Origin of the sequence: Aeribacillus sp. FSL M8-0254, assembly GCF_038008845.1 — a bacterium.
GTDB lineage: Bacteria > Bacillota > Bacilli > Bacillales > Aeribacillaceae > Aeribacillus > Aeribacillus composti.
Window position 1 is genome coordinate 168537 of record NZ_JBBOZY010000001.1, and the last position, 11464, is coordinate 180000.

An 11464-nucleotide genomic window follows, 5' to 3' on the forward strand; every position below is an offset into this window, starting at 1 on the left:
GAAAATAATCGTGTTTTTGAAATAGACTTTTCGACATGAACGATTAAGGAGGGAAAACAATGCGTACAACGTTTATGGCAAAGCCGCATGAAGTTGAGCGCAAATGGTATGTTGTTGATGCAGCTGGCAAAACTTTAGGACGTCTAGCAAGCGAAGTTGCATCTATCTTACGCGGAAAACACAAACCAACGTTTACACCGCATGTAGATACAGGTGACCACGTAATTATTATTAATGCTGAAAAAATCGAATTAACTGGAAAAAAATTAACAGACAAAATTTATTATCGCCACAGCCAGCATCCTGGTGGTTTAAAATCAAGAACTGCATTAGAAATGCGAAACAACTATCCTGAAAAAATGCTGGAACTTGCTATTCGCGGAATGCTTCCAAAAGGTTCCCTTGGACGCCAAATGTTTAAAAAATTGCATGTTTACAGAGGAAGCGAACATCCTCATCAAGCACAGAAACCAGAAGTTTATGAACTTCGCGGATAATTTAATAAGGAGGTTATCATTTTGGCACAGGTTCAATACTACGGTACCGGTCGTCGCAAAAGCTCTGTTGCCCGTGTTCGGTTAGTTCCTGGTGAAGGCCGTATCGTAATTAATAAACGGAACATTGAAGATTACATTCCAACAAAAGCTTTGATTGAAGATATTAAACAACCGCTTGTTTTAACAGAGACAGTTGGCAATTATGATGTACTAGTAAATGTTAGAGGCGGCGGTTTCACTGGTCAAGCAGGCGCTATTCGCCACGGAATTGCTCGTGCACTTTTACAAGCTGATCCAGAATATCGCGGAACGTTAAAGCGTGCAGGCTTATTAACTCGAGATGCTCGCGTAAAAGAGCGTAAGAAATACGGTCTTAAAGGAGCACGCCGTGCACCGCAATTTTCAAAACGTTAATGATTCGAACCTTAAACCACAACAAATCGTTGTGGTTTTTTTATTGTGCGCCCGGCATGGGTGTAATCTATAGGGTGAAAGTCCCGAGCTGCGAAGGCAGAAGTAGCAGTTAGCTTAACGCAAGGGTGTCCGTGGTGACGCGGAATCTGAAGGAAGCGAGCGGCAAACTTTAAGGTCTCTCGGAACACGAACTTCATATGAGGCTAGGTATCACTGGGTGAGTTTGCAAGACAAAACAAAGCCCTTTCTGCCGAAGGTGATACAGAGTAAATGAAGCAGATGGATGGAAGGAAAGATTACACTCTTACCCGGGGAGGTCTGGCTGGCACGCCAAGTAACCTTGGTAACCTATCTAGTGATAGATAGCTGAACAGTCAGAAGTCAGCAGAGGTCATAGTATTAGTTGGTCTAGAACAACTAAGAAGGACCGAACAATTAAGAGAGAATAGCCCTTGGCATTCAGTGAGTCATGATGAACACAGAAAACGTAGTACCTCACTTGAGGGAGGAAGCGGTGAATCCCGTGGGAGATCTCTTGGAGGGTGGAGTGACCACTGGCATAAAGAGAACAGCTATTCACGGAAGTTATAAAGACTTGCGTCAATTATCTTAATTGAACCGCCGTATACGGAACCGTACGTACGGTGGTGTGAGAGGACGGGAGTTAATCGCTCCCTCCTACTCGATTGCAATTGGAAAGGAGTGGTTGAATGGAACAGCGTGAACTGAAAAAAATAAAAACAAGGAGGAGATTTTGATGAATGTAATTACAGACTTTAATGAAAGACGGCAGGAAAAAAAGCTTCTCACTGAGCGAAAAATGTTAAAAGATCTCCCAATTCGCAAATTGAAAAATATGATTGATGAATGGTTTAATCCTTTTTTTCAAAAACGCTTCCATAAAACTGCAATGGAAGAAGAGTGTGTCCACTCGGCCATTGAATCTTTTTTGCTGGGAGCGGCCTACAGTCGGTTCGGATATTACGGGGAATCGATGGAGCAGGCCAATACACGTTGTATACAGGAAGAACAAGAGCTTATTAATAATTTATTTGACAATATTCTTTATTTGGCAAGGGAATCAAATGATGATTTTGTTATGGAATCCATCTATTTGACATGCCAGCACTTTATTCATTATTGGTGGGAAGAAGGGTTTTTAGCTGGAAAAAAGAGATACAAACTAAAGCTTTAAAAGCAGTTCATGCATGGCTCATTTCAACTTCGTTGGAACGGGCTTTTTTTATGCCTAAAAACGGCTTGTGAAAAAATGATTTGACGGGGGCCATTGCTGAATTCGCCTTTTGATTGGCTTTTTTATTTCAAAAAGGAAAAGTTCAGGATTTATTGGCAGTGCTGCTTATTTTTTGCAAGGAAGAATGAAGCAAATGGTTTTTATTTCCTATGTGAAATATTACTCGTAAGGACAATTTGGGCGACATCCATGCACTGTGGCTATGTTATGAAAACTTTTAAAAAACAAAAAATTGCGGTTTTCAAAATGTTCATCTCGATATGAACGTCTTTTCAACGATTCCAGATTTTCAGAGAGAGAAAAAGCTTTTATCATTTGCCGAGCAACCCCCCTATTGTGTAGCGCAGGTGAGGAAATCAGCTTTTATTTTTTATTTGTCTTTTTTTTGCTGAGCTTTGACACGTTTCTTTTCTCTTTACCACAAAGATTTTATTAGCACTTTTCATTTAGGCGAATAGGCTTAAAACTTTTGTGACTGTTCAAAAAATTTTAGTGCCTTATACAAAATCATCCATTATAATATTTCTATCAATTTTTTATAAATAAAGAGGTGGAGAAATGGGTTGGTTGAAAAAGTCGTTATGCCTTGTTCTTATTTTTTTATTATTGGTGCCAGCTAGCGGTTTTGCACAGGAAAGAAGTGATAGCAGAAAGGAAATAATTTCGACATTCCAGCAAAGTTCAGGACCAAAGAAACAACACAAAGAGGAAAAAACACAATCTACAAATCCGGCGGATTATCCATTAATTCAGGAGGGAGAAATTGTTGGCTGGCTGTTGGACTCGAAAAATGTCTATCATGAAATTACATTTGAACGTATTTACGATATGAACGACTCGATGGACATTGAAATTCTGTATAATTCAGATAAAAATATAGAAAAAGACAGTTATATTGGAATAGAATTTTATAAAGATATTGGAGGAACATTGAAATTCCTTGGGTATGTCGAGTACGATACATATGGAGTATATGAGGCCTACCTCATTGCACAGCTTTTAAAGTCCATTTATAGCGATCAACCTTTTATTTATTTAAGAATAGGTGTTTTTCCTGACAAAGAAAGTGAATATTATTCCGATGTAACAACATTTAAGGTGCGGAATCCTTTTTATTCAGAAACAGCACCCGAGGGAAATAAATACGTATTAATCAGCAACGAGTCCGTAGACGTGAATAATACTCAAGACACTGGAGCGTTCAAGATTAATAATGATCAATATACGATAAACAAAAAAATAGGATTGAATGCTTATAAACTGGATGTAATTAGACCGTTTGATACGGAGAAACATGAAGACAAGAAACTTCAACAAAAATCTCTCTCCAAAAAGTTTCTCAATAAAGTTGGCGATACTAAGACATTTTGGGTGCATGATTTTACGACCAATGAAGATAAACAAATTAGCGCCAAGCTGCTGTATTCAGGTACAAAAACGAACGTATGGGTTCATGATAATCAAATTACAGAAGCTGATGCGCAAAAATTAGGGCAAGAATTTGATCAAAAAATTTATCCGCTCATCACACAAAATTTTGCCAGCGAATCCGATGTGGACGAAAACGGGAAAATTCACATTCTTTGTTATGATATACAAGATGGTTTTGCAGGATTCGGGGGGTATATTGCTGGTTACTTTTATGGAGGAGATTTGCATGATATTCCATACTCCAACAAATCAGAGATTTTTTATATTGATACGTATCCTTTAATGGGAACAGGGACGGAAAAGGATGTAAGTGCTGCATACGAAACATTGGCACATGAATTTCAACATATGGTGAATTTTAACCAAAATGTATTTATAGAAAATGGCTCCCAAATGGATACATGGCTAGATGAAGCATTGTCTATGGCAGCTGAACACATATATACGGGAAAACCTTTAACGAATACCATTAATTACTACAATATTTCTACCTCTATTACAAATGGTCATTCATTATTGTATTGGGGTGATAATGGCGACACTTTGTCTAACTATTCCTTGTCCTATCTTTTTGGACAATATGTCAGAATTCAAGCGAATCAAGGAAACAAGATTTTCAAAGAGATTTTAACAGATACTCATAATGATTATAAAGCAGTAGAGAATGTAGCGAAAAAATATATCAACTCTTCCCTTACATTTGGAAAATTGATGACGAACTTCCGCGCCGCCCTTTTACTGAAGAAAAATACGGGAATATATGGTTTTAATGGTGAAGAGGGCTTTGATTCATTAATTCCAAAAATATTTTCGGGAGAATCCGCCAGCTTGCGGGGCGGCGGAGCCATAGTAAAACGGGCTGTTGGTAATGAAACTGTTCCTGCATCTAAAGGAGATGACATCACTTATACTTTTTTTGATGTAGAGGAAAATAAGCCTTCCACTCCTCCAAGCAAACCGATAGTAAACCCGGTAAGTGATCGGGATACATTTATAAATGGGCTGTCTGATCCAGGAACTACTGTTTATGTCCAGCTTGGTTCAAAGATATTGAACTCTGCAGCAGCTGACAATAATGGATCTTTTCGCATTTCCATCAGTAAACAAAAAGCTGGGACTGTATTAAGCGTATATGCCAGGGATCAGGCGGGAAATAAAAGCGAGTCGGTTCAAATAACGGTGGTTGATAAAACGCCGCCGACAGCACCTGCTGTCAATGAAGTGAAAGATTCAGATAAAGCAGTGACAGGAACGTCGGAGGCGGGTGCAACGATAACGGTAAAATCAGGAACAATTGAATTAGGAAAAGGAACGTCTAGATCAGACGGCAAGTTTTCTGTCCCATTACGGGCACCGCAAAAAGCTGGTACGATTTTGTCTGTAACAGCGACGGATAAAGCGGGGAATGTGAGTCCGGCGCGAAAAGTGACGGTATTGGATAAAACGCCTCCTAGCATTCCAAGCGTAAACCTGGTCAGCGATAAAGATAAAACGGTCAGAGGGACAGCGGAGGCAGGATCAAAAATAACAATAAAGGCCGGCAGCAAAGTATTGAGCACCGGCACGACAGATAAAAATGGGAAATTCGCAATTTCGTTAAAAACGGCTCAAAAAGCCGGGACAGTTCTTTACGTAACAGCGACGGATAAAGCGGGGAATGTGAGTCCGGCGCGAAAAGTGACGGTAATTGATAAAACACCGCCGCGTACCCCAAGCGTAAATTCGGTCAGCAATAAAGATAAAACGGTCAGGGGGACATCAGAGGCAGGGTCAAAAATAACAATAAAGGCCGGCAGCAAAGTATTGAGCACCGGCACGACAGATAAAAATGGGAAATTCGCAATTTCGTTAAAAACGGCTCAAAAAGCCGGAACAATTCTTTACGTAACAGCGACGGATAAAGCGGGGAATGTGAGTCCGGCGCGAAAAGTGACGGTAATTGATAAAATACCGCCGGGTGCTCCTAAAGTGAACAAAGTAACAAGAAAATCTTCCTCGGTGACAGGAAAAGCAGAGGCGTATTCAACGGTGTATGTCAAAGCAGGAAAGAAAGTAATCGGTTCGGGCAAAGCGAATAAAAACGGAAATTTCTCCGTTTCAATCAAAAAACAAAAAGCCGGAACAGTTCTCCTAGTGTATGCAAAAGATAAGGCTGGAAATGTAGGAAAAAGCACGAAAGTTACCGTCAAATATAAATAATAAAATTGACCGTGCCAGCCTGATCGGTCTCGTTATAACTGAAACGCAACATTCATCTTAGCTCCCATATTTGCGGGAGCTTTTTTTATGACTCTTTGAAAAAAGCGCTGTATAAAAACTGAATCAGAAATACAATTTTATTTTCAAGTGAAGCATTCCATTATCCCCAATTGCCCCTAATTTAAACTTCATATCTAGGACCGAAAAGTGATAAGGCGATTTATCATTAAAGCACAAACAGCTGTATGGCAGAAAGTTGACAGCTTCTACAGCTATATTATCTGTTGGGGAGAATGACGAGTTTGAGCAGATTAGTTAAATTTTGAATGCGCCAATTTTCTGGTGGGAATTGGCTGGAAAAAAGAGATATAAATTAAAATTGCAGTAATCATAAATCCTCATGCTTTTCCATATATTGAATTGAAGGGACGAGCAGGAGGGATGCGGAGTGAAAAAAAAGCTGAAATGGGCACTGTTTATTGCTGGGTTTCTAATTCTCGTATTTATCATTCAATATCAATTCTCCCTTTTCAATTCATGGAAATCATGGAATCTTCCGTTATCAGGAAAAATCATTTACTTAGACCCCGGTCATGGCGGTACCGATGGAGGAGCAGTAGGAAAAAAACTGCTGGAAAAAGATATAACTTTAAAAATTGCCAATATTGCTCGAGATTATTTACAAGAGCAGGGAGCGCTAGTGTTATTGACTAGAGAAAAAGATGAAGATTTGGCTTCGGACGATACACACGGATATAGCCGGAGAAAATCAGAAGATATTCGAAAGCGCGTTCGCCTAATTGATGAATCAGACGCCGATTTGTTTTTAAGCATCCATTTAAATGCTATTCCATCTCCAAAATGGAGGGGAGCGCAAACATTTTATGACGGAAAATATCAGGAGAATGAAGCTATTGCGAAATTTATCCAAGATGAATTAAGGAAAAATTTAAGAAATACAGATCGAAAAGCAAAGCCAATAAGCGGTGTCTATTTACTAAAGCATGCAAAAAAACCGGGTGCGCTTGTGGAGGTAGGATTTTTATCCAATCCTTCTGAGGAAGAGCTTCTTGCTTCTGAAGAATATCAGAAAAAAGTGGCAGCCGCCATTTACAACGGGGTTTTGCGTTATTTTTCCAATGAACAGCAAATACCGGAATAAATGGATTCTTCTCAGGCATCTATTTTCAATGGACTGTTGGAAATGTGTTATAATATATAGTATTAAAAGTCTTATGGAAAAAAGGTGGTTGTGGATACGATGCGGGAAGAAGATGTAAGGTCCATTGTCGAACAGTTGGAAGATCCATTTTTACATAAATCTTTAAAAGAATTGAATGCGATTGAAGAAATAAAAATCAAGCCCGAAAAAAAACATATTAGTTTAAAAATAGCAATTGCCAAAACGGGAACAAGCGAGCAGTTAACACTCCAGCAGCAAATTGTTGCAAAGCTTAAACAAGCGGGTGCCGAGACTGTTGGGCTGCGTTTTTCGGAGCTTCCAAAGGAAATTGTCCAAAAGTATTATTCTGATAGTACAAGCCCTTCCATTTTATCGAATGAAAAAACAACCTTTATTGCAATAGCAAGCGGAAAAGGCGGAGTCGGCAAATCAACCGTATCTGTCAACTTGGCTGTGTCCCTTGCTCGTCTAGGAAAAAAAGTTGGTCTTATTGATGCAGATATTTACGGCTTTAGCGTTCCTGATATGATGGGGATCATGAACCGGCCGATCGTTCGCGGGGATAAAATTATTCCAGTTGAGCGGTTTGGTGTGCAAGTCATATCAATGGCTTTTTTTGTTGAAGATAATGCGCCTGTTGTTTGGAGAGGTCCGATGCTCGGAAAAATGCTGAATAACTTTTTCCAAGAAGTTGAATGGGGATCGTTGGACTACTTACTCCTTGATTTGCCTCCTGGTACAGGTGATGTTGCATTAGATGTGCATACATTGCTTCCAACTAGTAAAGAAATCATTGTAACTACGCCTCATCCAACAGCTGCATTTGTTGCTGCAAGGGCTGGTGCAATGGCCATTAAAACGGAGCACGAAATTTTAGGAGTTATTGAAAATATGTCCTATTTTGAAAGTAAATTAACAGGCCAAAAAGAGTATGTATTTGGGAAAGGCGGAGGTCAGAAGCTTGCAGAGGATTTGCAGGTCCCTCTATTAGGGCAAATTCCGCTTGAGCAGCCGGACTGGGATGAAGAGGACTTTGCTCCGTCTGTTTATAATGAAAACCATCCAATAGGGAAAATTTATTTAGATATAGCAAGAAAAGTGATTGAGATAACAGAAAAGTAAAGGAAGGGAGAGGAGGTCTATTGGCCTCCGCCCCCGCCTTCGTTTCCGGAGCTGCCCCCGCCTTGTTGTTTACTTTGAGCTTGCTGAGCAGCCTTCAATAGCGCCTCCTCAATTTTCGGTTGAAAGAGCGGACTTGATAGAACATCTGTAATTTGCTGCTGTAAATATTGGCGGTATTCTTTGCTTTTTAAAACCTTCAATAGTTCTTCTTCCATTTGAGGATTTTTCAGCACATCCATAAGCATTCCTTGATATTCCGGATCTTTCATTAAACGTTTGATCACTTTTTCATGTTCTGTTTGCAATGTTTTCGCAAATCCTTCCGCAAATTTTGTATCTTCAAATGTATTTTTCCAAAATTCCTTCCCTTTTTCTGATGTTAACGTTTTTTCAATCGTATTATTGACGTTTTTTTGATCTAAAATGAAGTTTCGTTGAACTTCTTCATCTTTCATAATTTCTTGAACGGCTTTTTTTCCTTCGTCAGATTTTAATATGTCTACAACCATTTTTTTTGTTTCATCATAATTCATTGGTTCACTTTGCTGCCGATCCGCACATCCTGCAACGATCATCCATATAAGCATCATGATGAGGAGCGAACAATTTCTACCTCTCATATTTCATTTAGCTCCTTTCAATAATAACTTCTACCATTATGTTGAGAAACCAACTGTTTTTTATGCGAAAAAAGTTTTGCCATATGGTAATATACAAGTTGGATTGATAAAATCATATGATATTTTACGAAATATGGAGGGGTTGGCAGTGAAAAGCCGAAATTGGGTACGATTTTTCCTTTCTACTCTCATTGTAGGTGGAGTTGCGACAAGTATTGTTGGTTTTATCTTAAGATGGAGCGAGTATGAAAAATTGTTTTTGTCTTTTAATATTGTTGAAATTATTGCAGTATTGTTTTGGCTGATCGGAGTAGGTTTTATTTTCAGCATCATCAGCCAAATGGGCTTTTTCGCTTATTTGACTGTGCACAGGTTTGGCCTAGGCATTTTTCGCTCAGTTTCGTTATGGAACTCTGTTCAAATCTTGTTAATCATTTTTGTGTTGTTTGATTTAGTTTATTTTCGATATCAATTTTTTGCGCAAACTGGAGATTCCATTGTCCCGTATATTTTAGTAGCTGTTGTCATTTTGTTGTTTTCTGCTGTAATTGCTTATTTTAAGCAAAAACAGACGAATAAAGATGCGTTTGTCCCTGCATTGTTTTTTATGGTTGTTGTTTCAGTGATTGAGTGGATGCCGGCCCTTCGTGTCAATGATAGAGATTGGCTGTATTTAATGCTGTTTCCAATTTTAATTTGCAATGCTTACCAATTGTTGATTTTGCCGAAAATGACAAATGACTCGCCAAAAGCAAAAAAGAGCTGAAGGAATTTTCCTTATAGCTCTTTAAAATGCTTATTGATTTCCAAAATATTGAAACGATTAGTTTGAATTTTACTTCCAAAGTTCTTTTCATTTGAATGATAGTTCTTTCGTTCTTGCATTGCTGTTTTCAATTAATTCTTGTACGGTTACATTTTTAAGGCCGTTTTGTTTCAAATGTTGAATAATCGCCGGCAACGCTTGGTTAGTTTGTTTAACTGAATCTGATGCGTGAAGCAGGATAATATCACCTGGTTTTAAGTGTTTCGTAACATTTTGGATAATCTTGTTGACTCCCGGGTTTTTCCAGTCATTTGAATTTACGCTGTAATGGACGACAGTTAATCCATATTGTTCAGCAATATTTAAAACGTTTTGATCGAATTGGCAGGTTGGGGGCCGCAGCAATTTTATATCCTTGATACCAAGCTTTTGAAATGTATGCTGGGCTAAAGATAAATCATGCTTAATTTCGTTAGTGTCCAACTCAGTATAGTTTTTATAAGCATATCCTTTGCTGCCGAGCTGATGACCGTCATCGATAATTCTTTTGACTACTTCAGGATGGCGTTCGGCCCATGAGGCGGATACAAAAAATGTTGCATTGGTTAGTCCATATTTTTTCAAAGTATTTAAAATTGGAATTGCTTTTTCATCTCCCCAGCTAATATCAAATGTCAAGGCAACTTTCTTACCGCTTCCGTCTCCTTTATAAATAGCTTTCGGCCCGTTCTTTGTAGTGAAAACCGGGATATTTGGTATTGTTTGAAAGTACATAAAGACAGCAGTAAAAAAAGCGATTATGATTAAAAAAAGTAATTGTTTGATTTTTTTAATATGGATGATGTAAAAACGGTTCATTGATGCTCCTCCTTGTCCTTATCTTGTAAAATTGTATGAATTGAACTTTTAATTATGAATAAGGATGGAGAATTAAAAATAATTTTAAAAAGGTGTTGACGAAATAGTTTAAAGTTGATATATTATTAATCGTCGCTGTTTGTTAAGTGTTTTAAAAAATGTATTGACAAACATTTTGACGCCATGATATATTATGAAAGTCATTGTGAAAAAATAAAAAGCATTGACTGGACACAATTGTTTTGTTATAATGTTATTTCGTCGAAGTAGTTATATGATCCTTGAAAACTGAACAAAACGAAAAGCGTGCCTGTTGATTCTGACAAGAGCATTTGGTAACAAACTTTTTTTTGGAGAGTTTGATCCTGGCTCAGGACGAACGCTGGCGGCGTGCCTAATACATGCAAGTCGAGCGGACCGAAGGGAGCTTGCTCCTTTAGGTTAGCGGCGGACGGGTGAGTAACACGTGGGCAACCTGCCCTGCAGACTGGGATAACTTCGGGAAACCGGAGCTAATACCGGATAACACCGAAAACCGCATGGTTTTCGGTTGAAAGGCGGCTTTTAGCTGTCACTGCAGGATGGGCCCGCGGCGCATTAGCTAGTTGGTGAGGTAACGGCTCACCAAGGCGACGATGCGTAGCCGACCTGAGAGGGTGACCGGCCACACTGGGACTGAGACACGGCCCAGACTCCTACGGGAGGCAGCAGTAGGGAATCTTCCGCAATGGACGAAAGTCTGACGGAGCAACGCCGCGTGAGCGAAGAAGGTCTTCGGATCGTAAAGCTCTGTTGTCAGGGAAGAACAAGTGCCGTTCGAACAGGGCGGTACCTTGACGGTACCTGACGAGGAAGCCACGGCTAACTACGTGCCAGCAGCCGCGGTAATACGTAGGTGGCAAGCGTTGTCCGGAATTATTGGGCGTAAAGCGCGCGCAGGCGGTTCCTTAAGTCTGATGTGAAATCTCGCGGCTCAACCGCGAGCGGCCATTGGAAACTGGGGAACTTGAGTGCAGGAGAGGGGAGCGGAATTCCACGTGTAGCGGTGAAATGCGTAGAGATGTGGAGGAACACCAGTGGCGAAGGCGGCTCTCTGGCCTGTAACTGACGCTGAGGCGC

9 protein-coding genes and 1 rRNA gene (1 of these 10 running past the window's edge) are annotated in these 11464 nt (G+C 39.6%); 8 read left to right on the forward strand and 2 right to left on the reverse strand.

What is annotated here, in order from left to right:
* The first annotated feature begins 59 nt into the window (after positions 1 to 59).
* The 6 genes from rplM to NSQ44_RS00950 all read left to right on the forward strand — a co-directional run bounded on the left by rplM (position 60) and on the right by NSQ44_RS00950 (position 8101).
* Positions 60 to 497 carry a 50S ribosomal protein L13 gene (gene rplM, locus NSQ44_RS00925; protein WP_063387190.1) on the forward strand — a complete coding sequence of 146 codons (438 nt, stop codon included), beginning with the start codon at positions 60 to 62 and terminating at the stop codon, positions 495 to 497.
* A gap of 21 nt (positions 498 to 518) precedes the next feature.
* Positions 519 to 911 (forward strand): 30S ribosomal protein S9, encoded by a 393-nt coding sequence (gene rpsI, locus NSQ44_RS00930; RefSeq protein WP_063387191.1) that lies wholly within the window; start codon positions 519 to 521, stop codon positions 909 to 911.
* A gap of 757 nt (positions 912 to 1668) precedes the next feature.
* Positions 1669 to 2106, forward strand: coding sequence for a DUF2521 family protein (locus NSQ44_RS00935; protein ID WP_063387192.1), 438 nt, complete (start codon positions 1669 to 1671; stop codon positions 2104 to 2106).
* 618 nt (positions 2107 to 2724) lie between these two features.
* Positions 2725 to 5796 (forward strand): Ig-like domain-containing protein, encoded by a 3072-nt coding sequence (locus tag NSQ44_RS00940; protein ID WP_340854484.1) that lies wholly within the window; start codon positions 2725 to 2727, stop codon positions 5794 to 5796.
* Between the two features lie 448 nt (positions 5797 to 6244).
* Entirely contained in the window at positions 6245 to 6958 is a 714-nt protein-coding gene (cwlD, locus tag NSQ44_RS00945; protein ID WP_094244892.1) for an N-acetylmuramoyl-L-alanine amidase CwlD, read from the forward strand.
* A gap of 99 nt (positions 6959 to 7057) precedes the next feature.
* Positions 7058 to 8101: an Mrp/NBP35 family ATP-binding protein gene (locus NSQ44_RS00950; protein ID WP_063387196.1), complete on the forward strand. Its 1044-nt coding sequence runs from the start codon at positions 7058 to 7060 to the stop codon at positions 8099 to 8101.
* Between the two features lie 17 nt (positions 8102 to 8118).
* On the opposite strand, the gene gerD is transcribed toward NSQ44_RS00950, so the two are convergent.
* Positions 8119 to 8721: a spore germination lipoprotein GerD gene (gene gerD, locus NSQ44_RS00955; protein ID WP_340854486.1), complete on the reverse strand. Its 603-nt coding sequence runs from the start codon at positions 8719 to 8721 to the stop codon at positions 8119 to 8121.
* A 148-nt stretch (positions 8722 to 8869) separates the two neighbouring features.
* Here gerD and NSQ44_RS00960 point away from each other — a divergent pair, with 148 nt between their 5' ends.
* Positions 8870 to 9487 carry a KinB-signaling pathway activation protein gene (locus tag NSQ44_RS00960; protein WP_340854488.1) on the forward strand — a complete coding sequence of 206 codons (618 nt, stop codon included), beginning with the start codon at positions 8870 to 8872 and terminating at the stop codon, positions 9485 to 9487.
* An 87-nt stretch (positions 9488 to 9574) separates the two neighbouring features.
* Here the strand turns inward: NSQ44_RS00960 and pdaB are convergent, their stop codons facing one another.
* Positions 9575 to 10345, reverse strand: coding sequence for a polysaccharide deacetylase family sporulation protein PdaB (gene pdaB / locus NSQ44_RS00965; RefSeq protein ID WP_340854489.1), 771 nt, complete (start codon positions 10343 to 10345; stop codon positions 9575 to 9577).
* Positions 10346 to 10692: 347 nt separating this feature from the next.
* Here pdaB and NSQ44_RS00970 point away from each other — a divergent pair.
* A 16S ribosomal RNA gene (locus NSQ44_RS00970) occupies positions 10693 to 11464 on the forward strand (it continues 782 nt past the right edge of the window).